This is a genomic window from Alcaligenes faecalis, assembly GCF_005311025.1.
GTDB lineage: Bacteria > Pseudomonadota > Gammaproteobacteria > Burkholderiales > Burkholderiaceae_B > Alcaligenes > Alcaligenes phenolicus.
Window position 1 is genome coordinate 509,798 of sequence record NZ_CP031747.1, and the last position, 23,938, is coordinate 533,735.

Consider the following 23,938-nt stretch of genomic DNA (forward strand, 5'->3'; position numbering starts at 1 on the left):
TTATGTCAGACTTTACAGGCCGAATTGTTGTTGTCACAGGTGCCGCAGCAGGCATAGGCCAGGCTGTATGCCAGCACCTGCTGGAACTGGGCGCCATTGTTGGCGGTATTGACCGTCAGCCGGAGGGCATTCCGGAAGGGGCCACGGCTTTGATTGCCGATGTGACCGATCAGGCATCCTTGAATCGGGCGCTGGCCGGGTTTGCCCAGGAACAGGGTCGTATTGATGTCTTGGTCAACAACGCCGGTGTGAGCTTTGTGGGCACGATAGAAGATGGCAGTGACGAAGACTGGCTACGCATTTTTAACATCAACGTGCTGGGCTATATGCGTAGTACGCGTGCGTGTTTGCCGTATTTGCGTCAGTCGAAAAATGCCGTGATCGTCAATATGTCTTCCTGCACCGCGATCAATGGTTTACCCGAGCGTGCGCTGTATTCAGCCAGCAAAGGGGCGATCCAGTCCATGACACTGGCCATGTCCGCCGATTTGATTGCCGAGCAGATTCGCGTAGTGGGTATCGCCCCCGCGACCGTAGACACCCCCTTCATGACCGAGCTGGCCAATCGCACTAGTGATCCGGTGGCCAAGCGCAATGAGTTTCACCGTCGCCAACCCACCGGGCAAATGGTACAGCCCGAGGAGGTTGCTCGCCTGGTTGCCCACGTTGCCCATCCGGGTGCGCTGTCCTACACCGGCACCATCATCAATATTGATGGTGGTATGGCTACCTTGCGTATGCCTGCCTGAACACATTCATACCCATACCAATCAAAGAAGGAACTATCGTGAGATTTGAAAATAAAACAGTGATTATCACCGGAGCGGGCCAAGGGATTGGTCGTGCCTACGCGCAAGAATTTGCCAAGGCCGGTGCTGCAGTGGTGGTTGCTGATTTGAACATCGAAAAAGCACAGGCTGTTGCCGCAGAAATTCAGGCAGAAAATGGTCAGGCACTGGCCGTCAAGGTCGATGTGTCGGACGACAAGAGTACGGCCGAGATGGTTGCACAGGCAGTCAAAGCCTTCGGCACAGTAGACGTGCTGATTAACAATGCGGCCGTTTTCTCGACTCTGAAAATGAAGCCATTTGAAGAAATCGACGCCGACGAGTGGGACTTTGTGATGGGCGTGAATGCCCGTGGTGTCTTTAACTGCATCAAGGCGGTATCGCCCTTCATGAAGCAGCAACAAAGCGGCAAGATCATCAATATTTCTTCCAGTGTTGTGGTTACGGGCCGCGCGAATTACGCGCACTACGTGGCCTCCAAAGGGGCGGTTGTCGCCTTGACCCGCGCCCTGGCCACCGAGCTGGGTGAATACTGCATCAACGTCAATGCCATCAGCCCGCACGGCATTGTGACCGAAGTGCCACGCGACACCATTCGTCCAGAGCAATGGGACGCCATCATCGCTGCCCAAACCCTGAAACGCAAAGGGGATGTCAGCGACATGATCGGCGCCACCATGTTCCTGGCTTCCGATGAAAGCAAATACATCACGGGTCAGACACTGAATGTGGATGCTGGTCTGCGTTTTAACTAATCCCACTTGGCAAGAGGCTTCCAAGCATGAGTGCACATAACTTCACCATCACCCGTTCTTCCAACCGCAAACACCTTATCGCTGTGATTGATGGCCCGAACATGTCGAGCCTGGGTAAGCGCAGCAAAAAAGTCTATGGAAACATTCAGTCCCTGGACGAGCTCAAGGCGTGTGTGCGCAACTTTGGTGAGCAGTTGGGTGTAGAGGTCGAAAATTTTTCGTCCAACCACATGGGCGATATTTTGGAATACATCCACGAGTCCGCTCATCGGGTAGATGGCTACCTGATCAATCCCGCTGGCCTGACCACAATTGGGGAAGGCGTGCGTCATGCCCTGGAAGACACTGAGCTGCCTGTGATGGAAGTTCACTTTTCGAATATTGCTGCAAGTGCAGGCGCGGCCCGTGGTTTGGGCGGTGGCAGCATTCAGTCCAGCTTCACTCATACCGCTACTGGCATTTGCATGGGCATGCGTCATTACAGCTATCTGGCTGCCTTGACCGCCATGACCCTGGCTCTGGATGATCAAAGCTTCCTGGGCCGTCCTTCCGGTCAGTAGTCCACCTCTTTTCATATAACGATTAATACGGAGGAAGACATGAAAAAGTTTTCTCTACTCGCTACCGTTTTTGCCGCTGTTGGCTTGTTCAGCAGCGTTGCCGCTCAGGCAGAAATCAAACCCGTTACGCTGAAGTTTGCGCATATCTATGCTGCCCAGGATCACTGGGGGCAAACCGCAGAGCGCTTCAAGGCTGCTGTTGAAGAGCGTTCGGGCGGGAAAATCAAGATCAATATCGACGCCAATGGCTTGACCGGTGACTGGCCCCAGTCCATCGAAGGTTTGCGCATGGGTACCAACCACATTGTGCTGCAAAGTGTGGGAGCACTGGACCGCTACGCGAAATCGGCCGGTGTCGAAGCCTACCCCTACCTGATTCGCGATATGGATCACTACCGTGCGGTTTATACCGGTCCTGTCGGCCAGGAACTGTATGACCAGATCGCCAAGGAAAGCGGGTTCAAGCTGGTGGGGGCGGCCTATCGTGGCGCTCGTTATCTGACTTCGAACCGGGTGATTCAAAACCCGGACGATTTGCATGGCCTGAAAATGCGTGTCCCGCCACTGCGCATGTATCGCAGCACCTGGACCACGCTGGGTGCCAGCCCGGTGCCTATGGGCATGGCTGAGCTGTTCACTTCCCTGCAGCACGGCATGATTGATGGCCAGGAAAACCCCCTGGAAGTGATCAAGAACGTCAATCTGTTCGAGGTGCAAAAGAACGTGGCTGAAACTCAGCACACCATTGGCGCCATGACCTTGATCTACTCGGACGCCTACTTCAAGAAACTGCCTGAAGAAACACGCCAGATTCTGCAGGAAGAGGGCGAGCGTGTCATGAAGGAAGCCACGGATCGCATGATCGTGGAAGAAGAAAACATGAAGCAGTTCCTGATCGGAAAAGGCATGGTATTTAACGCGGTCGACCGCGAAGCCTTTGCGACCAAGATTAAAGCCATGGATGCAGAGTTCCCCGAGCTGCAGGTTTGGCTGGATAAAATCCGCGCCGTTCAATAATGAAAAGATCGGGACATGCGTCACCCTCATGTCCCGACCCCACAGGTAAAAGTTATGACAACTAACAACGTACCGACCAAAACAGAAAATTGGGCCGATAAAAGCGCGTCTGTTATTGAAAAGGCGCTGGATTGGATTATCGGCAGCATGATGTTTGTGATGTGTGCGGTTATTGCATGGCAGATCTTCTCTCGCTACGTCCTGAAAGATATGTCCTCCTGGAGTGAGGAAGTTGCTCGCTTCTTGATGGTCTGGATTTCCTTGCTGGGCAGTGCAGCGGTATTGCGCCGCAGTGGTCACGTGACAGTCACGATCTTTCTGGACCACATCTCAAGCAAGCTCAAACGACGCGTCTTGATTATTCGCGACCTGCTGATGCTGGCGACCTTGCTCAGCATCACCTATTACGGTTGGGAGTTTGCGCAAATCAACGCGGTTCAGCTCTCGGCAGCGATGGATATCCCCATGTCCTGGGTCTATGCGTCCCTGTGGCTGGGAATGGGCTTGTGCGTGGTGATTTTGCTGTTAATCCGCTTGGGCAGTCAGCCTGATTGGACATCCGGCAGCATCGACGAGCATCCCTAAGTACGGAAAACACTTTTTATGATCACCGTAACCTTAATTACCCTTCTGACGCTCATTCTCATGCTGATTGGCATGCCGATCGGCTTTGCCATCACGGCGGGCGTTCTGGCTGCTTTGGTAGCACTGGGTGATATCAGCTTGATGGCGGTTCCCCAGCAATTGTTCAGCGGGCTGGACAGTTTTTCCTTGCTGGCCATCCCGTTCTTTGTCCTGGCCGGTAGCCTGATGACTTCCGGTGGCCTGACCAGTCGCTTGCTGGATTTTGCCAACGCCTTGTTGGGCCGCTTCAAAGGAGGCCTGGCCATGAGTGGCGTGCTGGCCTCGGGCATGTTTGCCGGTATCTCCGGTTCGGCTGTGGCAGACACTAGTGCCTTGGGTCGTATCATGATTCCCGCCATGATTCGCTCTGGCTATCCCCCCGGTTTTGCAGGCGGCGTCATTGCAGCCGCGAACGTGGTGGCTCCCATCATTCCGCCTTCCATCCCGTTTATTGTGGTGGCCGTACTGACAGGCCAGTCCATCACGACCTTGTTCTTGGCCGGCGTGGTGCCAGGCATTCTGTATATGCTGTCCATGCTGGTGATGAGCTGGTGGATCAGCAAGCGTAATAATTTCCCAACGCAAGGCAAAGCCTCAGGTCGGGAAATCTGGATTACCTTTAAGAACTCGGCCTTCGCCTTGTTGCTGCCAGTCTTTATTCTGGGTGGCATTCGCAGCGGTATTTTCAATATTACCGAAGCGGCCATCATGGCGGTTATTTATGCCTTGATCGTCGGGACGCTGGTTTACCGTCAGATTACCTGGAAAATTTTTGTAGATAGCCTGGTTGGCGCCGCCCATACCACTGCTGTAATCATGATCATCGTTGCCGCAGCGCGTGTCTTTAGCTGGCTGTTGGCGTACGTCAGTATTCCCGAAGCCATTTCAGCTTTCGTTTTGGAAAACATCAGCAACCCGCTTGTGTTCCTGCTGTTCGTCAATGTGCTGTTGCTGATCGTGGGTATGTTCCTGGAAACCAACGCCGCCCTGGTGATGTTGATTCCTGTGCTCTATCCCATTGCGATGAAGCTGGGGATTGATCCGACTCACTTTACCGTGGTTGCCGTCGTGAACCTGTGTATTGGTCTGATTACACCACCAGCCGGTTTGTGCCTGAATATTTCGTCCTTGCTGGCCCGCATCTCGTTGGAGCGGGGTGTGGTGGGGATTGCTCCCTTCCTGGTCACGGCCTTGCTGGTACTCATTATCTTGACCCTGTTCCCGCAAGTGTCGGTGTGGCTGCCTAATTTGGTGGCTGGTTCCTAGTCTATTGGGAGATTTGGCACGATGCCGCTGCCTCTCAAGCCTTGTGGAAGGTTTGAGAGGCATTTTTTTAATCGCTTTGTTGTAAGAGATTCGGGGAAGTATGCCGACGAGCGGGGCATGTGTCTGGATGAGCCCGCGCTCAGGCTGTGGTCTTTACCGACCCGGAGCAATGGCCGCCTTCCAAACCATCCAGGATGGGGCAATCAGGATGCTGGTCCCCCTGGCATTGTTCAGCCAGCACACGCAGCTTGGCCGCCATGTCCAGTAAGAGGGCAGCGCGGCTTTCCAGCGCTTTGATATGTGCCTGAGCCAACTGCTTGACCTCGCTGCTGGGGCGCTGCTGGTCGCGCCACAGGCTGGTCAACTGTTGAATGTCCGCCAGATTGAAACCCAGGTCCTTGGCACGAACAATAAAGTGCAAGGTATCCAGGTCCTGATCCTGGTAGACGCGGTAGCCATTGGGGGCACGGTCACTATTCAAGAGTCCCAGATCTTCATAGTGCCGAATCATCTTGGGTGTCAGGCCGGTGATGCGGGCCGCTTCACTAATCAGCATGGGCTTTCCTCGGGCAGTACAAGGGGACTGCGTTATGATTGAAAGAGTCAATTCTGCACATTGTAGAGCGGGCGGTCGGGCAGGTCATCTGGCCCCTGATTGCCTTGGTATGGACTCAAGGAGCGGTTATGAAAGAAATTCAGTGTGATATTGCCGTAATTGGAGCAGGGACAGCAGGCATGACAGCGTATCGTACGGCCAAACGAGCCGGCAAACGAACGTTGATGATTGAATCAGGCCCTTATGGCACCATGTGTGCGCGTGTTGGCTGCATGCCATCCAAATTGCTGATCGCAGCTGCCGATGCTGCCCATCATGCCCGTCATACCGCTCCTTTTGGTGTTCACGTGGATGGCAATATCCGCATTGAAGGCAAAGAGGTCATGGACCGCGTACGTCGCGAGCGGGATCGCTTTGTGCAGTTTGTGGTGGACGATGTGGAAGGCTTTGATGCCGAAGACAAAGTGCGTGGCCATGCCCGTTTTGTGTCCGAGCATGTGCTGGAAGTGGATGACCATACCCGTATCACCGCAGGGCACGTGATTATCGCCACCGGCTCCACGCCCGTGCGCCCCAAGGAGCTGGAGCCGCTGGGTGCCTTGCTGATTAATAACGAGGATGTTTTCGACTGGACGGATTTACCGGACAGCGTGCTGGTTGTCGGTACGGGCGTGATTGGCCTGGAGTTGGGTCAGGCGCTGGCGCGTGTGGGCGTGAAGGTGTCCATTATCAACCGCAGCCAGAGCCTGGCTGGGCTTTCGGATCCCGAAGTGCGAGAAGCCGGACGGGCGATTTTCAATCAGGAACTGAACATTCGCGCTGACGTAACCGTATTGGGCAGCGAAGTCGTCAATGGCAAGGCGCGCGTGCGCTTGCAGGTGGATGGCAAGGAACTGGTCGAGGATTACGACTACGTTCTCGGCGCCGCAGGCCGCAGACCACAGTTGGATAATTTGGGGCTGGACAATACTCCTGCACAGTGGGATAGCAAAGGACGAGTAGTGTATGACCCTGCCAGCCTGCAGTTGAAAGGCACTTCCATTTATCTGGCCGGTGATGTGAACCAGCGTGCGCCGATCTTGCACGAGGCAGCGGATGATGGTCGTCTGGCCGCTTTGCAGGCCGTCAGCAATGGCCAGGACGAGCCCATGGCGCGTCGTGCGCGCATGGCGGTGATGTTCACGGATCCACAGGTGGCCGTGGTTGGCACGCCCTTTAAATCCCTGCCAGAAGGCGCGGTGACAGGGAGTGTGAACTTCGGCAATCAGGGCCGTGCTCGCGTGATGCTGGTCAACCGTGGCTTGTTGCACGTTTATGCGGACAAGGCGGGCAAGTTTCTGGGGGCCGAGATGGTGGGGCCTCAAGCTGAACATATTGCTCACTTGCTGGCCTGGTCCTTGCAGATGGGACTGACGCTGGATCAGATGCTGGCCATGCCGTTCTACCATCCCGTATTGGAAGAGGGCTTGCGTACGGCCTTGCGCGGTGCGCAATCTGCTTTGCGAGGCAAATAAGTCAGCCTGCACGGGTTTGATCCCGTTTTCGGGCTCTGGCCCCGAGAGTCTTGACCCTGTATGTGAGTTGCCCGCCAAAAGTTGGACATTGATCCGACCTTTGGCGGGCAGTTTGATTTTCAGGGTGCTTTTATTATTTGGCGGCGTTTTGTAGATGCTGCGCGGTGGTCGCCTCGGTTACCGGGTCATTTTCCAATGCGCCCAGCAAGGAATGCAGCAGGCCGGGAAAGCGGTCCTCCAGATCGTCCTTGCGCAGCGACAGCAGGTTCTCTCGTCCAGAGGGGCGTTGCCAGATTACGCCGCTATCGCGCAAGACACGCCAGTGATGCGTCATGGTGGATTTGGTTTGGCCTTGCAGTAGCGAGCCACAGGCGCGTTCGCCTTCAGAGGCCAAAGCACGCACAACGGCCAGACGCAAGGGATTGCCCAGGGCAGTCAGTACATTTTCCAAGCGAATCTGTGCGCGCTCGGGATGATTGGGAAGCATATCGGGTCCTGTCATTATTCGTCGCGGTGATTGTACCCGTGTCCACGTACCGTTTTCGCGCTGTGGTGTGGATGCACGGCGCGTGGAAAAAATCTTGTTAATAGTACGATTGTAGGCGTACTATCTGATTGTTATCAACCACTGAAACAACAGGAGCCCAGGTGCCTTGCACCGCAAGGCAGGACGACTCCAAGGACAATCATCATGGCTCGCCATACACCCATCACTCGCTATCGGAACATTGGTATCTCGGCGCATATTGACGCTGGCAAAACCACCACGACCGAGCGCATTCTTTTTTACACCGGCGTCAGTCACAAGCTGGGGGAAGTGCATGACGGGGCGGCCACTATGGACTGGATGAGCCAGGAGCAGGAGCGTGGCATCACCATTACCTCGGCGGCCACCACCTGCTTTTGGCGAGGCATGGATGGCTCGCTGCCCGAGCACCGCATCAATATCATCGACACCCCCGGCCACGTGGATTTCACCATCGAGGTTGAACGCTCCATGCGCGTGCTGGACGGCGCGGTCATGGTGTATGACGCGGTCGGTGGGGTACAGCCACAATCTGAAACGGTTTGGCGTCAGGCCAACAAGTACAAGGTTCCGCGCCTGGCCTTCGTCAACAAGATGGACCGCGTCGGGGCGGATTTCTTTCGCGTACGTCAGATGATGGTGGACCGCCTCAAGGCCAATCCCGTGCCTGTGGTGATTCCTATGGGGGCTGAAGATGGCTTCAAGGGCGTGATTGACCTACGTTTGATGAAAGCGATTGTGTGGGACGAGGCCTCTCAGGGCATGAAGTTCAGTTTTGAGGACATCCCTGCGGATTTGCTCGCTACGGCCAAGCAATGGCGCGAGCGCATGCTGGAAGCGGCGGCCGAAGCCAATGAAGAGCTGATGAATCAGTACCTGGAAACGGGTGATCTGAGCGTGGACCAGATTACGTTGGGCCTGCGCTTGCGTACTATTGCCGGAGAGATTCAGCCCATGCTGTGTGGCTCGGCCTTCAAGAACAAGGGTGTGCAACGCATGCTGGATGCGGTGGTGGAGCTGCTACCTTCTCCCGTAGATGTGCCTGCAGTGCAAGGCGTGGACGAGGCTGGCGAAATCGTGACTCGCCAATCTGACGACAATGAGAAGTTCTCGGCATTGGCCTTCAAGCTGATGACGGACCCGTATGTCGGCCAGTTAACCTTTGTGCGTGTGTATTCCGGTGTGCTGGCCAAGGGCGATAGCGTCTATATTCCCGGCCGTGGCAAGAAAGAGCGTATTGGCCGGATTGTGCAGATGCATGCCAATGACAGGCATGAGGTCGATGAGCTGCATGCGGGTGATATTGCCGCTTGCGTTGGTCTGAAAGAGGTCAGCACAGGGGAAACCTTGTGTGATCCTTCGGCCATTATCACCCTGGAGCGCATGGAGTTTCCCGAGCCGGTGATTCGTCAGGCTGTGGAGCCCAAGACCAAATCCGATCAGGAAAAGATGGGGATTGCGCTCTCGCGCCTGGCTTCTGAAGATCCGTCCTTCCGTGTCAGCACGGACGAGGAGTCGGGCCAGACGATTATTGGCGGTATGGGCGAGCTGCATCTGGAGATCATTGTGGATCGCATGAAGCGCGAGTTTGGCGTGGAAGCGAATGTGGGCAAACCACAAGTGGCCTACCGCGAAACCATCAGCAAGACCGTGCGCGATGTCGAAGGCAAGTTTGTGCGTCAGTCCGGTGGTAAAGGACAGTACGGCCATGTGGTCTTCACCCTGGAGCCGCAAGAGGCGGGCAAGGGCTTGGAGTTTGTCGACGCCATCAAGGGCGGGGTGGTTCCGCGTGAGTACATTCCGGCAGTGGAAAAAGGTGTGCTGGAGGCCCTGAACAGTGGTGTGCTGGCGGGCTATCCCGTGGTGGATGTGAAAGTCACCTTGACCTTCGGTTCCTATCATGACGTGGACTCGTCCGAGCAAGCCTTCAAGATGGCGGCGATCTTTGGTTTCAAGGAAGCGGCCAAGCAGGCATCACCCGTGATCCTGGAGCCCATGATGGCGGTGGAAGTGGAAACGCCTGAAGACTATGCCGGCAATGTGATGGGCGATCTGTCCAGCCGTCGGGGCATGGTGCAGGGTATGGATGACATGGTGGGGGCGGGCAAGCTGATCAAGGCGGAAGTGCCTTTGTCCGAGATGTTTGGCTATGCCACTACGCTGCGTTCCATGTCCCAGGGCCGTGCGACGTACTCCATGGAGTTCAAACGCTACGCGGAGGTGCCCAAGTCCATGGTGCAGGATCTGGTGGCTGAACGTCAGAGCGCACGACACGGAGGCTGATACTAAAGGGGGCGGGTATTCTTGTGTCTAACCAGGCACGGGAACACCCGCCCCGATGCTTTGCTTGTTGTTGTGCTGAGGGCGCTGTTGGCCAGTCTGATCTGAGGTTTGATTCAGGCCCAAGCCCGCTTAGTTCAGCAGACTGCGTACCCCATCCGCCAGAACCTGCACTGACTCGGTGTCCGGTGCCAGATATCGCGCTCTGCCTTGCTGATCGAAGATATACACGCCACGGCTGTGCGAGACCTCGTAGTTTTCGGGTGCTTTGGGATCGGGTTTTTCAATCTGGAAGGCCACTCGGTAACGACGGGCCAGATTCGCGATCTGCTTTTCAGAGCCTGTCAGGCCGGTGGTGTGCTTGCCATCAAAAGCGGCCACATAACGGGCCAGGGAGTCGGGCGTATCGCGGTGGGGGTCCACACTGACAAAGAGGATGCGCACCTGCTCGGCATCGTTCCCCAGCTCTTCCATGACCAGGCCCAGCTGGGCCAAGGTGGTAGGGCAAATATCCGGACAACTGGCATAGCCAAAAAACATCATGACGACTTTATCTTTGAAGTCATCCTGGGTGACGGTTTTGGGGCCAGCGGCTTGAAGGGAAAAGCGCAGATCGGGCAGGAAGCCACGTACGGGATGCAGATTGGCAGCGGCAGCGTTGCCCAGCAGGAACAAGCCCAGCGCCAGTGTCAGGCCAAACTGTTTAAATAAGACAAGAATGGACTTTACTGGGCTGGGTGTCATGGACGTCCTCTGAGTTTAAGCAGGCTCTGGAGTGAGCCCGCTGTGACGGAGCAGGGCGGTAATGGAAGGATCGCGGCCACGGAATGCACGGAAGGAGTCGGCAGCCGGGCGTTCGCCCCCTACGGACAGAATCTCGCGCCAGAAGCGATGACCCGTATTGCTGTCGAGGGTATCACGTGCCCCATCCGAGTGGGTATAGGCTTTTTCCTCAAAGGCCGAGTAAGCGTCGGCGGACAGGACTTCAGCCCATTTGTAGCTGTAGTAACCTGCGCCGTAGCCACCCGCAAACAAGTGCGAGAACTGATGCGGGAAACGGTGCCACTCAGGCGGGAACAGCACGGCGACTTCCTGGCGAACCTGATCCAGAATCTCCATGACGGCATCAATGCTCAGGCCGCTGTCACGCGAGTGGATCAGCATGTCGAACAGGGAAAACTCCAGCTGGCGCACCATTTGCATGCCGCTCTGGAAGTTGCGGGCCAGGTTCAGCTTGTTGTAGAGCGCACGGGGCAGGTGCTCGCCGGTTTCCACGTGGGCAGTCAGCATTTGCACGACAGGCCATTCCCAGCAGAAATTTTCCATGAATTGCGAAGGCAATTCGATGGCGTCCCATTCCACGGCGGAGAAGGCCGAGGCGGCTGGATCATCCACACGCGAGAGCAGAGTGTGCAGGGCGTGGCCGGACTCGTGGAACAGGGTGATCACATCGTCATGCGTGAGCAGGGCGGGGCGACCAGGCTGGGGTTCGGCAAAGTTGCATACCAGGTAGGCAATAGGCAGGCACAGTTCTTCACCGAGACGGCGACGGCTGCGTTCGCTATCGACCCAGGCACCGCCTTGCTTGCCTTGGCGGGCGTGCAGGTCCATGTACAGATAACCCAGAACTTTGCCGTCGGAAGCCATGACTTCAAAGGGGCGTACGGCAGGATGCCAGGCAGGCACGTCGGCGGCGCGCAGTGTCACGTCAAACAAGCGCTGAATGACTTTGAACAGGCCGTTCAGAACGGCGGGTTCCGTGAAGTACTGTTTGACCTCGTCTTCCGAGTAGGCGTAGCGCTGTTCACGCAGGCGTTCAGCGCTGAACGGCACATCCCAGGCTTGCAGGGTGTCCAGGCCCAGCTCCTTTTTGGCGAAGGCTTGCAGCTCGTCCAGGTCCTGGCGGGCGTAAGGGCGAGCCTTGGCAGCCAGATCGCGCAAGAAGCTCATCACCTGTTCCGGGGTGTCGGCCATGCGGGTTTCCAGACGCATATGGGCGTAGCTGGCAAAACCGAGCAGGCTGGCTTCCTGGGCACGCAGATCCAGCAGCGTTTCAATCGCTTGGGAATTATCAAACTGGGCATCGCCCTGATCGGAGGCAATGGTGGTGTAGGCCCGGTACATCAACTCACGCAAGGTCTGGTTGCGTGCGTATTGCATGACGGGCAGGTAGCAAGGCATTTTCAGCGTCAGACGCCAGCCTTGCTGATCGTTTTCCTGAGCAGCGCGTTGGGCAGCGGCCAGCACATCGTCCGGGATACCGTCCAGCTCGGCCTGGTCAGTGACCAGGTAATGCCACTGATCAATGGCATCCAGTACATGCTCGGAGAATTGCTGCGAGGTTTGCGCCAGCTCTTCGGAAATACGGGCGTAGTCTTCACGTGCCTGACCCTCCAGTTGCACGCCGCTCAGGCGGAAATCGCGCAGGGCCATGGTAATGATGCGTTGGCGCTGGGGCGTCAGGGTGGCAAAGGCCGGGCTGTCGGCTAGCGCCTGATAACGCAGGAACAAAGGACGGTTCAAGCCCACCCAGGTCGAGAACTCGCTCATGCGCGGCAGGCACTGGTTGTACACCGTGCGCAGTTCGGGCGTATTGATGACCGAGTTCAGGTGACCGGCCACCGACCAGGCGCGATACAAGGTTTCGGTGGCGTCGGTGATGGGCTCGACGATGTTGTCCCAACTGGGTTCGCTATCGTCGTTGGAGACTGTGTCTACGGCTTGGCGGGCCAAGGCCAGCAGTTGGTCCACCGCCTGCTCGATGTGCTCGGGCTGGATGGCGGGATAGTCAATAAGGCTGTCGATAGGAACCAGTAAGGGATTTGTCGTCATAAACCGTTGATTAAATTAAAGACTGATGTTGGCCGAACGTTCGGCCGCTTCCAAGGTGTTGACCAGCAGCATGGCAATGGTCATGGGGCCGACACCGCCGGGTACGGGCGTAATGGCCGAGGCCACTTCGCTGGCACTGGCAAAGTCCACGTCGCCGCACAGCTTGCCGTCTGCACCGCGGTTGATACCCACGTCGATCACGACGGCACCGGGCTTGACCATATCGCCGGTAATGATGCCAGGGCGGCCTACGGCAGCGACCAGCACATCGGCACGGCGTGTCTGGGCGGCCAGATCGCGCGTTTTGGAGTTACAGAGGGTGACGGTAGCGCCCGCAGCCAGCAAGAGCATGGCCATGGGTTTGCCCACGATATTGCTGGCGCCCACGACTACGGCTTCTGCACCGCGCAGTGCCACGCTTTCGGATTCCAGCATTTTCATGACGCCGTAGGGCGTGCAAGGTGCAAATAGCGGCTTGCCCGTCATGAGCATGCCGGCATTGCTGACGTGGAAACCATCCACGTCCTTGTGCGGTGCAATGGTTTCAATCACCTTGTGCTCGTCCAGATGGGCGGGCAGGGGCAACTGAACCAGAATGCCGTGCACCGAGTTGTCCTGATTCAAGCGGGTGATCAGGGCCAGCAGCTTGGTTTCGGTGGTGTCAGCCGGCAGGCGGATGATTTCGGACTTCAGGCCGGCGGCTTCGCATGCCAGGCCCTTGTTGCGTACATAAACCTGGGAGGCCGGATCTTCACCGACCAGCACCACGGTCAAACCGGCTTGAATGCCGTGGGTTTGTTTCAGCTTGGCAACGCGTTCTGCAACGTCCGCCTTGATGGCGGTGGACAGCTTTTTTCCATCAATAATGCGAGCACTCATTTACGCATCCTCGGACTTGGTGAGGGCGATTTTCATGAGGTCGGCAACCGTAGTGACTTCCAGTTTTTCCATGATATTGGCGCGATGCGCTTCGACAGTTTTAATGCTGATGTTCAAGTCCCCAGCAATCTGCTTGTTCAGGCGACCGGCAACAATGCGTTCCAGCACTTGCTGTTCGCGCGCTGTCAGGCGGCCCAGGACTTCTTGTTGATCTTTTTGCGCCTGCGCTTGCGAGGCACGAGCCGTAGCCTGTTCGATCATGCGGCTGACAATGGTGCGCAGATCGGCTTCGTTAAAGGGTTTTTCCAGAAAGTCGATAGCGCCTTTCTTCATGGTGCTCACAGCCATGGGCACGTCACCGTGGCCGGTAATGAACACAATCGGGATGTTCGACTTGCGAGCGATCAGGGCTTCTTGCAGCTCCAGGCCGCTCATGCCGGGCATGCGCACGTCCACAATCAGGACAGCCACCTGGGCCGGGTCGTAGGCGCCCAGAAACTCTTCGCCCGATGCAAAGCAGCGGACCCGATAGCCGTTGGCTTCCAGGAGCCAGCGCAAGGAGTCCCGTACGGCTTCGTCGTCATCGACTACGTAAATGGTGCATGGCATTTGCGGGCTGGTCATTCGGGTATCTCCAGTTTGTTATCAAGGGTGTCCGTTACATCCGGTGCCGCACAAGGTAGACTGAAACGGAAAATCGTTCCACCCTCTGGATTGCCGACAGCCCACAGGCGGCCGTGATGCGATTCAATAATTGTGCGACAGATATTCAGGCCCATCCCAAGGCCTTCGGACTTGGTACTGTAAAACGGTTCAAAGAGGCGCTCGGGGTCTTTCAAGCCATGACCGCGATCGATGACGGCCATCTCCAAAAGCGATTCTTGTTGGGTAATCACCAATTGAAGCACATGATGCTCGCTGTGTTCCATGGCTTCGATCCCATTTTTGAGCAGATTCAATAATACCTGTTCTATGAGAATGGGGTCGGCAATGACGTCAGGAACCGGATCAGGAATGCTCAATTCAATTTCGATCTGGCGCTTGCGGGCGTCGATTTCGGCAAAGCCGACGGCATTTTCCACAATACGCATGACCTTGACGCGGACGCGGCGCGGTTCGCTACGCTTCACAAATTCACGAATGCGGCTGATGATCTTGCCCGCGCGCTCGGCTTGCTGGGCCGCTTTTTCCAGCGCGGCCAGCAGGGTTTCAGGCTGGTAGCGACCAGATTTCAGCATGGCAACTGCGCCCATGCTGTAGTTATTGATGGCCGTCAGCGGCTGGTTCAATTCGTGCGCCAGCGAGGAAGCCATTTCGCCCATGGTGGTCAGGCGGCTGGTCAACTGCACCTTTTCCTGCTGAATGCGCGAGGCTTCTTCGTGCTTGCGGCGGTCGGTAATATCGCGCGCCACTTGCAGACGCACACGACGGCCATCCGTCCAGGCCAGCATGCGGTGATGGACTTCAAACCAGCGGGCCGCCGATTCGGAGTAAATCTCTACGGTTTCATCCGTAAAGCGACCCAGGCGGCCACCCAGCAATTCAGCGTGACCATTGGATTGGGCGCCAAAGAAGCGACGATAGGTGCGGTTGGCAAACAGCAGTTCTAGACCGTCCGATGTATCGGCCACCACGGAAATGGCATCATCCAGACCTTCCAGCACCGTCATGAAGCGTTCATGCGCGGCGGTCAGGGCTTCGCGAATACGCTTGGGTTCGGTAATGTCCGTCATGGAAGTCATCCAGCCGATCTGCTCTCCATTGGGGGCACGCAGGGGCGAGACATACATACGGGCTGTAAAGCGTGAGCCATCGCGGCGCTGAGCCTCCACTTCCAGACCACTGCTGGGCGTGCGGCCGGACAGCAAAAGATCCAGGGTTTCCTGGTGCTGTTGATGACGACCGGGTAACCAGTAAGGGAAAGGGGCGGTGCGACCGACCAGATCGGCCTCATTCCAGCCAATCATTCTGCAAAAAGCCGGATTCACATAAGCGATGCGGCCCTGCATGTCAAACACGCGCATCCCCGTGGACATGGAGTTTTCCATGGCACGCCGGAAACCCGTCTCGGCGGTTTGTGCTGCCTCGGCATGGGTGCGGAAGCGGGTATAGCGCCACAGGGCCAGCAAACTGACCACAATCACCAGGGACAGGGCCAGAATTACCATCATCAGGCGTTGCTGGCGCGTTTCCTGGTCGATGGTCACAAACATGACGCTATCGTTTTGCAAACGCTGCAGCCACAGGAATACCCCCATGACACACAGGTAGAGAAACAGCACGACAACCGGTGTCAGCCAATAGAATCCACGCCGATTCTGCTTGGCCTGATCATAGAAGGTTGAAGGGATCAGAGACTTTTTGGGATGAGTAGCCATAACAGCAAGAAAAGAAGTATGGCTGGATTGTAATGTAGGGCTATTTTTTTTAGTGATATTTCGTATTATGAAAACACATACCATAAAATGAAATTTTGCTTGAGCGTTTCTGTGTTCTTTCCTAGAATGGTTTGGTGCAGGCGTACCCCGCCTTGAACGCTCACAGTCCGCAAAACCCGCTTCGGTCAGGATCGCTTTACTTCTTATTAGATGGGCGGCTCAGCGTCGAGCAAGACCGGACTACTACCACATATATGGAGACACTATATGTCCTCAACCCAAGACAATAGTTCGGCTCAGGTCAGTCAAGACCAAGCCCTAGAAACAAAAGAGTGGCTTGACGCCCTGGAAGCGGTGGTGGACCGTGAAGGCCCGGCCCGTGCTCATGATCTGATCGAAAAGCTGATCGATCTGGCCCGTCGCTCCGGTGCTCACATCCCGTTCTCGCCCAACACGGCTTACGAGAACACGATTCCTCCCGGTCTGGAACCTGCCCACCCTGGCAATCTGATGCTCGAAGAGCGTATCCGTTCCTACATTCGCTGGAACGCCATGGCCATGGTGGTGCGCGCCAACCGCGAAACCCCTCCTGATGGCGGTGGTCTGGGCGGTCACATTGCCTCCTTTGCTTCGCTGGCCACCATGATTGGCTGCGGTCAGAACCACTTCTGGCACGCTGAAACCGAAGATCACGGCGGCGACATGGTGTTTTTCCAAGGTCACTCCTCGCCCGGTATTTACGCCCGCGCCTTTATGGAAGGCCGTATCTCCGAAGATCAACTGAATAACTTCCGTCAGGAAGTTGATGGCAAAGGCCTGCCATCCTACCCGCATCCCAAGTTGATGCCCGAATTCTGGCAGTTCCCCACCGTATCCATGGGTCTGGGCCCATTGATGGCGATCTACCAGGCTCGTTTCCTGAAGTACCTGCATGCCCGTGGCATTGCTGATACCAGCGGCCGTAAAGTCTGGGTATTCCTGGGCGACGGCGAGATGGACGAACCCGAATCCCTGGGCGCCATCGGTCTGGCTGCACGTGAAAAACTGGACAACCTGATTTTCATCGTGAACTGTAACTTGCAGCGTCTGGACGGTCCTGTGCGCGGTAACGGCAAAATCATCCAGGAACTGGAAGGTACCTTCCGTGGTGCAGGCTGGAACGTGCTGAAACTGATCTGGGGCGGTTACTGGGATCCATTGTTGGCCCGTGACAAGGAAGGCATCCTGCGCAAGGTCATGGAAGAAACCGTGGACGGCGAATACCAGGCCTACAAGGCCAACGACGGTGCCTACGTTCGCGAGCACTTCTTTGGCAAGCACCCCAAGCTGCTGGAAATGGTCAGCCGCATGAGCGACGAGGACATCTGGCGTCTGAACCGTGGCGGTCACGATCCTCACAAGGTGTACGCTGCGTTTGACGCTGCCACCAAGCACGAAGGTCAGCCTACCGTTATTCTGGCCAAGACCATCAAGGGCTACGGCATGGGCCACGTGGGCCAGGCCAAGAACCCATCGCACCAACAAAAGAGCCTGGATCTGGACGCCGTGCGCGAATTCCGCGACCGTTTCAACATCCCGGTTCCTGATGACAAACTGGAAGAGCTGCCTTACTTCAAGCCAGCTGATGACTCTCCAGAAATGCAATACCTGCACGCCCGCCGTCAGGCATTGGGCGGCTACTTGCCCAAGCGTCGCACCAAGGCCGATGAACAGCTGACCGTGCCGACCCTGGACGCATTCAAGCCCATGCTGGAAGCTACTGCCGAAGGCCGTGAGATTTCCACGACGCAAGCGTTTGTGCGCTTTTTCAACACCTTGCTGCGCGACAAGCAAGTGGGCCCTCGTGCCGTACCTATCCTGGCAGACGAATCCCGTACCTTTGGTATGGAAGGTCTGTTCCGTCAGATCGGTATTTACGCACCGGAAGGCCAGAAGTACACCCCGGTCGATAAAGACCAGGTCATGTACTACCGCGAAACGGCCAATGGTCAGTTGTTGCAGGAAGGTATTAACGAACAGGGTGCTTTCAGCTCCTGGATTGCGGCGGCCACGTCGTACTCCAACAGCAACCGCATCATGATTCCGTTCTTCATTTACTACTCCATGTTCGGCTTCCAGCGCTTTGGCGATCTGGCCTGGGCAGCGGGTGACATGAAGGCACGCGGTTTCGTGCTGGGCGGCACTGCCGGTCGCACCACCTTGAACGGTGAAGGTTTGCAGCACGAAGATGGCCACAGCCATATTCAGTCCTCGCTGATTCCTAACTGCGTATCCTACGACCCCACCTTCGCTCACGAAGTGGCTGTCATCATGCAGCATGGTTTGAAGCGCATGGTTCAGGACCAGGAAGACGTGTACTACTACGTCACCCTGATGAACGAGAACTACGCTCAGCCCGGTCTGGTCGAAGGCGACGAAGAAGGCATCCTGCGCGGTATGTACAAGTTCAAGTCCGTGGCCAAGGACAGCAAGCTGCGCGTTCAGCTGATGGGTTCGGGCACGATTTTGCGCGAAGTGATCGCAGCACAAGAACTGCTGGAAAAAGACTGGGGCATTGGCTCCGACGTTTGGAGCGTGACCAGCTTTACCGAACTGCGTCGTGATGGTCTGGATTGCGAACGCGCTGCGCTGCTGAATCCTGAAGGCAAGGATCTGCCCGTGCCTTACGTGACGACTCAACTGGCTAAAACGGACGGTCCTATCGTGGTCTCCACCGACTACGTCAAGGCCTTTGGCGACCAGATTCGTCCGTTCGTGCCTAAGGATCGCACCTTCAAAGTGTTGGGCACCGATGGTTTTGGCCGCTCCGACTACCGCTTCAAGCTGCGCGAGCACTTTGAGGTTGATCGTCACTTCGTGGTGCTGGCTGCTCTGCGCGCGCTGGCTGAAGACGGCAAGATTCCGTTCAGCAAAGCGTCCGAGGCGATTGCCAAATACGGCATCAATCCTTCCAAGGCCAACCCGCAGCACGCATAAGGGACTGAACCATGAGCAATATCATTCAAGTCAAAATCCCGGATATCGGTGCTGACGACGCTGTCGAAGTGATCGAAATCCTGGTCAAGGAAGGCGAGACCATTGAGGTCGAGCAAAGTCTGATTACTGTGGAGTCCGACAAGGCCTCCATGGAAATCCCCTCGTCCGATGCTGGCGTGGTCAAGTCGATCAAGGTCAAGCTGGGCGACAAGGTTAAGGAAGGCAGTCTGGTTCTGGAACTGGAAGCCGCCGAAGGCGCGCAGGCCGCGCCTGCCGCTGAGCCTGCCAAGGCCGAAGCTGCTCCCGCTCCTAAAGCTGAAGCTGCGCCCGCAGCGGCTCCTGCCGCCGCCGCGGCAGCCCCGGCCGGTGGTGAACAGCAAGTTACCGTCCAAGTGCCTGATATTGGCGACGCCCGCGATGTGGACGTTATCGAAATCATGGTGCAAGTGGGTGACACCATTGAAGTGGATCAAAGCCTGATCACCGTGGAGTCGGACAAGGCTTCCATGGAAGTGCCGTCCTCCCACGCCGGTGTGGTGACGGCCATCAAAGTGAAACTGGGTGACAAGGTCAGCCAGGGTAGCGACATTCTGGAACTGACAGTGCAAGGAGCTGCTGCAGCCCCTGCACCCGCCAAGGCCGAGGCCGCTTCCGCCCCTAAAGCCGAACCTGCTCCTGCAGCAGCGGCCGCTCCTGCTGCCAGCTCCTCGGTGGTGGTCGGTGCTGGTGCGCCGGCTCCAGAGCGTGTTTCGCCCACTGCCGCTTTTGCGGAAACCGAAGGCTCCTTGCGCAATCTGCCGCATGCCTCGCCTAGCGTACGCAAGTTTGCTCGCGAGCTGGGTGTGGATCTGACCAAGGTTCATGGCTCGGGCGATAAAGGTCGTATTACGGCTGACGACGTGCGTGGCTTTGTGAAGCAGGTCATGGCGGGCGGCGCTGCTCCGGTTATTGCTGCCGGTACCGCTGCTCAAGTCGGTGGTCTGGATGTGTTGGCCTGGCCCAAGGTCGATTTTGCCAAGTTTGGCCCAGTCGAAACTCAGGCCCTGTCGCGCATCAAGAAGATTTCCGGTGCCAACCTGCATCGCAACTGGGTCATGATTCCTCATGTCACGAATAACGATGTGGCTGACATCACCTCTTTGGAAGCCCTGCGTAAAGAGCTGAACGAGGAATACAAGAAGTCCGGCGCTCGCGTCACCATGCTGGCTTTCGTCATCAAGGCTGCCGTGGCTGCCCTGAAGAAATTCCCCGAGTTCAACGCTTCGCTGGACGGCGACAATCTGGTGCTCAAGCAGTACTACCATATTGGTTTTGCAGCGGATACGCCTAACGGTCTGGTTGTGCCGGTTATCCGTGATGCCGACAAGAAAGGCATTCTGGACATCGCTCGCGAAACGGGCGAACTGGCTGCGGCTGCCCGTGATGGCAAGCTGAGCGCTGCTCAGATGCAAGGCGGTTGCTTCACCATTTCCTCGCTGGGCGGTATTGGCGGTACGGACTTCACACCCATTATCAATGCGCCAGAAGTGGCCATTCTGGGTCTGTCGCGTTCCTCCATGCAGCCAGTCTGGAATGGCAAGGAATTCGAGCCACGTCTGATGCTGCCTCTGTCCCTGTCCTACGACCACCGCGTTATCGATGGTGCCGCCGCCGCCCGTTTCAATGCCTTCCTGGCAACGATGCTGGCCGACTTCCGTCGCATCGCACTGTAAGGAGTTGTCATGAGTCTGATTGATATGACGGTCCCGGATATCGGCGACTCCGGTGAAGTAGATGTCATCGAAGTGCTGGTGCAAGTCGGCGATACGGTCGAGGTCGAGCAAAGCCTGATCACCGTGGAGTCCGACAAGGCCTCCATGGAAATCCCTGCCGCTCAGGCAGGCGTGATCAAGGAGTTGCTGGTCAAAGTGGGTGACAAAGTCTCCCAGGGTTCGGCCATTGCCAAGATTGAAGCGTCGGAGAGCCAAGCCGCTCCCGCTGCAGCACCCGCTAAACAAGAAGAAGCGCCTAAAGCAGCGGCGGCTCCGGCCGCTGCCGCTCCGGCTGCGGCACCTGCTCCGCAGGCGGCCAGCCATCAGGGCGGCGCGGATGATTCCGTGGATGTGGTCGTTCTGGGCGCGGGCCCAGGCGGTTACAACGCGGCCTTCCGTGCGGCTGACCTGGGCCTGAAAGTGGCTCTGGTCGAGCGCTACAGCACCTTGGGTGGCGTGTGTTTGAACGTGGGTTGTATTCCTTCCAAGGCCTTGCTGCACACCGTAGCGGTCTACGAGGAAGCCAAGTCCCTGGCAACACACGGCATCAAGTTCGGTGAAGCGCAAATCGATATCGACGCGCTGCGCGATTACAAGAACAAGGTGATCGGCAAGCTGACCGGTGGCCTGGCCGGTATGGCCAAGGGCCGCAAGGTGCAGGTTGTGGTTGGTAACGGCCAGTTCCTGGACCCCAACCACATCGAAGTGACCGCCAACGACGGCACCAAGAAAGTGATCAAGTTCGGCTCGGCCATTATTGCGGCCGGTAGCCAGTCGGTAAAACTGCCATTCCTGCCTGACGATCCACGCGTGGTGGACTCCACCGGCGCGCTGGAACTGAAGTCTGTGCCCAAGCGCATGCTGATCGTGGGTGGTGGCATCATCGGTCTGGAAATGGGTACGGTGTACTCGGCTCTGGGTGCACGCCTGGACGTGGTGGAAATGCAAACTGGCTTGATGCCAGGAGCAGACCGCGACGTGGTCAAGGTGTGGGAGAAGATGAACAAGCACCGCTTTGATCACATGATGCTGGAAACCAGCACTGTGGCCGCCGAAGCGCGCGAAGATGGCATCTGGGTGACTTTCGAAGGCAAGAATGCTCCGGCCGAGCCGCAGCGTTACGACCTGGTTCTGCAAGCCGTGGGCCGTTCGCCCAATGGCAAGAAGATCGGTGCCGAGAAGGCCGGTGTGCAGGTGACAGATCGTGGCTTCATCCCGGTTGACAAGCAACAGCGCACCAACGTGCCGCACATCTATGCGATTGGCGACATCGTGGGTCAGCCCATGCTGGCACATAAGGCCGAGCACGAAGCGCACGTGGCTGCTGAAGTCATCGCCGGTGAAAAATCCTTCTTTGACGCTCGCGTGATTCCTTCGGTGGCTTACACCGATCCGGAAATCGCCTGGGTGGGTCTGACAGAAGATCAGGCCAAGAAAGACGGCATCAAGGTCGAGAAGGGCGTGTTCCCCTGGGCTGCGTCCGGTCGCGCGATTGCGAACAACCGCGACGAAGGCTTTACCAAGGTTCTGTTCGATGCTGAAACCCACCGTATCGTGGGTGGCGGTATCGTCGGTACCAATGCGGGCGAGCTGATTGGTGAGCTGGTTCTGGCTATCGAAATGGGTGTGGACCCGGTCGATCTGGCTAAATCCATCCACCCGCACCCCACCTTGTGCGAGTCGGTCAGCAAGGCTGCTGCCGTCGCAGAAGGGACGTGCACGGACTTGCCTCCAACGCGTCGCAAGTAATACCAGTATTCGCCTGATAGTTAAGGCGTATTGGATCACGGCAGGTGCTATCATCAGCGCCTGCCGTTTTTATTTTGTAATTGGTGTTGTCCATGACTCATCCTGTTCTGAAAGCCGACTCCTCGCTGAGTGACTGGCTGTCCTATCTGGAAACTTTGCATCCTTCGGCCATTGATCTGGGCCTGGGCCGGATTCGCGAGGTTGCCCAACGTCTGAACATCAAACTGGATTCTGTCGTCATTACGGTGGGGGGCACCAACGGCAAAGGCTCGACCTGCGCCATGCTGGAAGCGATTTTGCTGGCCGCCGCGTACAAGGTAGGCGTGTACGCCTCTCCGCATCTGGTGCGCTATAACGAACGCATTCGCTTGAATGGCGAGATGGCCGAAGATGCACAGATCACGGCGCAATTTGCCCGTATCAACGAAGCTCGTGGCGATCTAACGCTGACTTATTTTGAATTTTCCACGCTGGCTGCCTTGTTGCTGTTCCAGGAGCAGCGTGTTGATGTCGCGGTGCTGGAAGTGGGCCTGGGTGGTCGCCTCGATGCCGTCAACATCATTGATGCGGACTGTTCCATCATTACCAGCATTGATATCGACCATGCTGAGTACCTGGGCAATACCCGTGAACAGGTGGCCTGGGAGAAAGCCCATATTTTCCGTGCCGATCGTCCTGCGATCTGTGCCGATCCCGTGCCGCCACAGACCATGCTGGATTACGCCCAGGAAATTGGTGCCCAATTGTGGCTGTTTGGCAAAGATTTCAACTATTCCGGCGACCGTCAGCAATGGGCTTACGGTGGCCGCAATCAGCGCCGCGCTGCCCTGGCTTACCCGGCCTTGCGTGGAGCGAATCAGCTGCTGAATGCTTCTGCGGCATTAGCTGCGCTGGAGTCGCTGCACCCACGTTTGGCTGTGCCTGCGCAGGCCGTACGTGCCGGTTTATTGCGCGCTCACATGCCGGGCCGCTTCCAGATTCAACCTGGCCAGCCTTGTGTGATTTTTGACGTGGCTCACAACCCCCATGCGGCGGCTGCCTTGGCGCAGAACCTGGACAATATGCCGCCTTACCCCAAGACGATTGCCGTCGTGGGTATGTACAAGGACAAGGATGTGGACGGCGTGATCGCCCGCATGGCTACCCGTATCGACCACTGGATGTGTGCCAGTCTGGAAGGTCCACGCAGCATGTCGGGTGAAGAATTGGCCAATCATGTACGCGCGGTTCTGGCCAGTGGTCAGACGCCTGATGATGTGTTGGCACCCGAGGCCGAATCTGGCTCGCATCGCCCAGGTGTTCGGCCGGTTGCCCGCGCTTCGGTCAGTAAAGCGTCAGCGGTCGTATCCAGTTACAACAGTCCTCAGCTCGCTTACGAGGCGGCGTTAAAAGAGGCCAGTGACAATGATAGAATTGTCGTGTTTGGCTCGTTTGCGACAGTAGGACCAATACTTGAAGCCGCAAACGACCGTTCATCTTCCTGAATA

At 57.0% G+C, this 23,938-nt stretch carries 19 protein-coding genes; 12 read left to right on the top strand and 7 right to left on the bottom strand.

The features are described 5' to 3' along the window. Positions 1 to 2: 2 nt before the first annotated feature. Genes D0C27_RS02390 through D0C27_RS02415 form a run of 6 tightly spaced genes read left to right on the top strand, consistent with a single transcriptional unit; the run spans position 3 to position 5,010 of the window. Positions 3 to 749, top strand: a complete 747-nt coding sequence (locus D0C27_RS02390; protein ID WP_042480850.1) for an SDR family NAD(P)-dependent oxidoreductase — start codon at positions 3 to 5, stop codon at positions 747 to 749. 38 nt (positions 750 to 787) lie between these two features. Then, a complete protein-coding gene (locus D0C27_RS02395; RefSeq protein WP_042480846.1) occupies positions 788 to 1,543 on the top strand; it encodes an SDR family NAD(P)-dependent oxidoreductase in 756 nt (251 codons plus the stop codon). A gap of 26 nt (positions 1,544 to 1,569) precedes the next feature. Next, positions 1,570 to 2,103, top strand: a complete 534-nt coding sequence (locus tag D0C27_RS02400; RefSeq protein WP_042480843.1) for a type II 3-dehydroquinate dehydratase — start codon at positions 1,570 to 1,572, stop codon at positions 2,101 to 2,103. A 39-nt stretch (positions 2,104 to 2,142) separates the two neighbouring features. Further along, positions 2,143 to 3,120 (top strand): TRAP transporter substrate-binding protein, encoded by a 978-nt coding sequence (locus D0C27_RS02405; RefSeq protein ID WP_109088477.1) that lies wholly within the window; start codon positions 2,143 to 2,145, stop codon positions 3,118 to 3,120. 54 nt (positions 3,121 to 3,174) lie between these two features. Continuing rightward, positions 3,175 to 3,705 carry a TRAP transporter small permease gene (locus tag D0C27_RS02410; protein WP_045929918.1) on the top strand — a complete coding sequence of 177 codons (531 nt, stop codon included), beginning with the start codon at positions 3,175 to 3,177 and terminating at the stop codon, positions 3,703 to 3,705. Positions 3,706 to 3,723: 18 nt separating this feature from the next. Further along, positions 3,724 to 5,010 (top strand): TRAP transporter large permease, encoded by a 1,287-nt coding sequence (locus tag D0C27_RS02415; RefSeq protein WP_137430314.1) that lies wholly within the window; start codon positions 3,724 to 3,726, stop codon positions 5,008 to 5,010. Between the two features lie 139 nt (positions 5,011 to 5,149). On the opposite strand, the gene D0C27_RS02420 is transcribed toward D0C27_RS02415, so the two are convergent. Next, the gene (locus tag D0C27_RS02420; RefSeq protein ID WP_042480834.1) at positions 5,150 to 5,566 is read right to left on the bottom strand and encodes a MerR family transcriptional regulator; all 417 of its coding nucleotides are present in this window, start codon (positions 5,564 to 5,566) and stop codon (positions 5,150 to 5,152) included. 128 nt (positions 5,567 to 5,694) lie between these two features. On the opposite strand from D0C27_RS02420, the gene D0C27_RS02425 reads away from it, so the two are divergent. Continuing rightward, entirely contained in the window at positions 5,695 to 7,080 is a 1,386-nt protein-coding gene (locus tag D0C27_RS02425; RefSeq protein ID WP_137430315.1) for a dihydrolipoyl dehydrogenase, read from the top strand. Between the two features lie 133 nt (positions 7,081 to 7,213). Here D0C27_RS02425 and D0C27_RS02430 read toward each other — a convergent pair whose 3' ends face one another. After that, complete coding sequence (locus tag D0C27_RS02430) at positions 7,214 to 7,567, bottom strand: ArsR/SmtB family transcription factor (protein ID WP_035271750.1); 354 nt, start codon at positions 7,565 to 7,567, stop codon at positions 7,214 to 7,216. Positions 7,568 to 7,771: 204 nt separating this feature from the next. Between D0C27_RS02430 and fusA the strand changes: the two genes are divergently transcribed. Then, positions 7,772 to 9,889: an elongation factor G gene (gene fusA, locus D0C27_RS02435; protein ID WP_137430316.1), complete on the top strand. Its 2,118-nt coding sequence runs from the start codon at positions 7,772 to 7,774 to the stop codon at positions 9,887 to 9,889. Between the two features lie 129 nt (positions 9,890 to 10,018). Here fusA and D0C27_RS02440 read toward each other — a convergent pair whose 3' ends face one another. From D0C27_RS02440 to D0C27_RS02460, 5 genes are read right to left on the bottom strand one after another with little or no spacing between them, the layout of a single operon-like run. Further along, positions 10,019 to 10,630 carry an SCO family protein gene (locus D0C27_RS02440; protein WP_137430317.1) on the bottom strand — a complete coding sequence of 204 codons (612 nt, stop codon included), beginning with the start codon at positions 10,628 to 10,630 and terminating at the stop codon, positions 10,019 to 10,021. Positions 10,631 to 10,645: 15 nt separating this feature from the next. Continuing rightward, on the bottom strand, positions 10,646 to 12,718 hold the full coding sequence (locus tag D0C27_RS02445) for a M3 family metallopeptidase (protein ID WP_137430318.1): 2,073 nt from the start codon (positions 12,716 to 12,718) through the stop codon (positions 10,646 to 10,648). Positions 12,719 to 12,733: 15 nt separating this feature from the next. After that, the gene (gene folD / locus D0C27_RS02450) at positions 12,734 to 13,597 is read right to left on the bottom strand and encodes a bifunctional methylenetetrahydrofolate dehydrogenase/methenyltetrahydrofolate cyclohydrolase FolD (RefSeq protein WP_137430319.1); all 864 of its coding nucleotides are present in this window, start codon (positions 13,595 to 13,597) and stop codon (positions 12,734 to 12,736) included. Further along, positions 13,598 to 14,221 (bottom strand): response regulator transcription factor, encoded by a 624-nt coding sequence (locus D0C27_RS02455; RefSeq protein WP_042480818.1) that lies wholly within the window; start codon positions 14,219 to 14,221, stop codon positions 13,598 to 13,600. Continuing rightward, positions 14,218 to 15,975: a PAS domain-containing sensor histidine kinase gene (locus tag D0C27_RS02460; protein WP_035271741.1), complete on the bottom strand. Its 1,758-nt coding sequence runs from the start codon at positions 15,973 to 15,975 to the stop codon at positions 14,218 to 14,220. The genes D0C27_RS02455 and D0C27_RS02460 overlap by 4 nt, the downstream gene beginning before the upstream one ends. Positions 15,976 to 16,242: 267 nt before the next feature. Between D0C27_RS02460 and aceE the strand changes: the two genes are divergently transcribed. The 4 genes from aceE to folC all read left to right on the top strand — a co-directional run bounded on the left by aceE (position 16,243) and on the right by folC (position 23,935). After that, the gene (gene aceE / locus D0C27_RS02465) at positions 16,243 to 18,951 is read left to right on the top strand and encodes a pyruvate dehydrogenase (acetyl-transferring), homodimeric type (protein ID WP_137430320.1); all 2,709 of its coding nucleotides are present in this window, start codon (positions 16,243 to 16,245) and stop codon (positions 18,949 to 18,951) included. An 11-nt stretch (positions 18,952 to 18,962) separates the two neighbouring features. Continuing rightward, complete coding sequence (gene aceF / locus D0C27_RS02470; protein WP_137430321.1) at positions 18,963 to 20,663, top strand: dihydrolipoyllysine-residue acetyltransferase; 1,701 nt, start codon at positions 18,963 to 18,965, stop codon at positions 20,661 to 20,663. A gap of 9 nt (positions 20,664 to 20,672) precedes the next feature. Beyond that, positions 20,673 to 22,451 (top strand): dihydrolipoyl dehydrogenase, encoded by a 1,779-nt coding sequence (gene lpdA / locus D0C27_RS02475; protein WP_137430322.1) that lies wholly within the window; start codon positions 20,673 to 20,675, stop codon positions 22,449 to 22,451. 92 nt (positions 22,452 to 22,543) lie between these two features. Then, a complete protein-coding gene (folC, locus tag D0C27_RS02480) occupies positions 22,544 to 23,935 on the top strand; it encodes a bifunctional tetrahydrofolate synthase/dihydrofolate synthase (protein ID WP_088450091.1) in 1,392 nt (463 codons plus the stop codon). Positions 23,936 to 23,938: the final 3 nt, after the last annotated feature.

Excerpts from the sequence above, each read along its gene's own strand:
- D0C27_RS02390 (WP_042480850.1), top strand. The coding sequence starts at position 3 with ATGTCAGACTTTACAGGCCGAATTGTTGTTGTCACAGGTGCCGCAGCA.
- D0C27_RS02400 (WP_042480843.1), top strand. The coding sequence starts at position 1,570 with ATGAGTGCACATAACTTCACCATCACCCGTTCTTCCAACCGCAAACAC.
- D0C27_RS02405 (WP_109088477.1), top strand. The coding sequence starts at position 2,143 with ATGAAAAAGTTTTCTCTACTCGCTACCGTTTTTGCCGCTGTTGGCTTG.
- D0C27_RS02410 (WP_045929918.1), top strand. The coding sequence starts at position 3,175 with ATGACAACTAACAACGTACCGACCAAAACAGAAAATTGGGCCGATAAA.
- D0C27_RS02415 (WP_137430314.1), top strand. The coding sequence starts at position 3,724 with ATGATCACCGTAACCTTAATTACCCTTCTGACGCTCATTCTCATGCTG.
- D0C27_RS02420 (WP_042480834.1), bottom strand. The coding sequence starts at position 5,566 with ATGCTGATTAGTGAAGCGGCCCGCATCACCGGCCTGACACCCAAGATG.
- D0C27_RS02425 (WP_137430315.1), top strand. The coding sequence starts at position 5,695 with ATGAAAGAAATTCAGTGTGATATTGCCGTAATTGGAGCAGGGACAGCA.
- D0C27_RS02430 (WP_035271750.1), bottom strand. The coding sequence starts at position 7,567 with ATGCTTCCCAATCATCCCGAGCGCGCACAGATTCGCTTGGAAAATGTA.
- fusA (WP_137430316.1), top strand. The coding sequence starts at position 7,772 with ATGGCTCGCCATACACCCATCACTCGCTATCGGAACATTGGTATCTCG.
- D0C27_RS02440 (WP_137430317.1), bottom strand. The coding sequence starts at position 10,630 with ATGACACCCAGCCCAGTAAAGTCCATTCTTGTCTTATTTAAACAGTTT.
- D0C27_RS02445 (WP_137430318.1), bottom strand. The coding sequence starts at position 12,718 with ATGACGACAAATCCCTTACTGGTTCCTATCGACAGCCTTATTGACTAT.
- folD (WP_137430319.1), bottom strand. The coding sequence starts at position 13,597 with ATGAGTGCTCGCATTATTGATGGAAAAAAGCTGTCCACCGCCATCAAG.
- D0C27_RS02455 (WP_042480818.1), bottom strand. The coding sequence starts at position 14,221 with ATGACCAGCCCGCAAATGCCATGCACCATTTACGTAGTCGATGACGAC.
- D0C27_RS02460 (WP_035271741.1), bottom strand. The coding sequence starts at position 15,975 with ATGGCTACTCATCCCAAAAAGTCTCTGATCCCTTCAACCTTCTATGAT.
- aceE (WP_137430320.1), top strand. The coding sequence starts at position 16,243 with ATGTCCTCAACCCAAGACAATAGTTCGGCTCAGGTCAGTCAAGACCAA.
- aceF (WP_137430321.1), top strand. The coding sequence starts at position 18,963 with ATGAGCAATATCATTCAAGTCAAAATCCCGGATATCGGTGCTGACGAC.
- lpdA (WP_137430322.1), top strand. The coding sequence starts at position 20,673 with ATGAGTCTGATTGATATGACGGTCCCGGATATCGGCGACTCCGGTGAA.
- folC (WP_088450091.1), top strand. The coding sequence starts at position 22,544 with ATGACTCATCCTGTTCTGAAAGCCGACTCCTCGCTGAGTGACTGGCTG.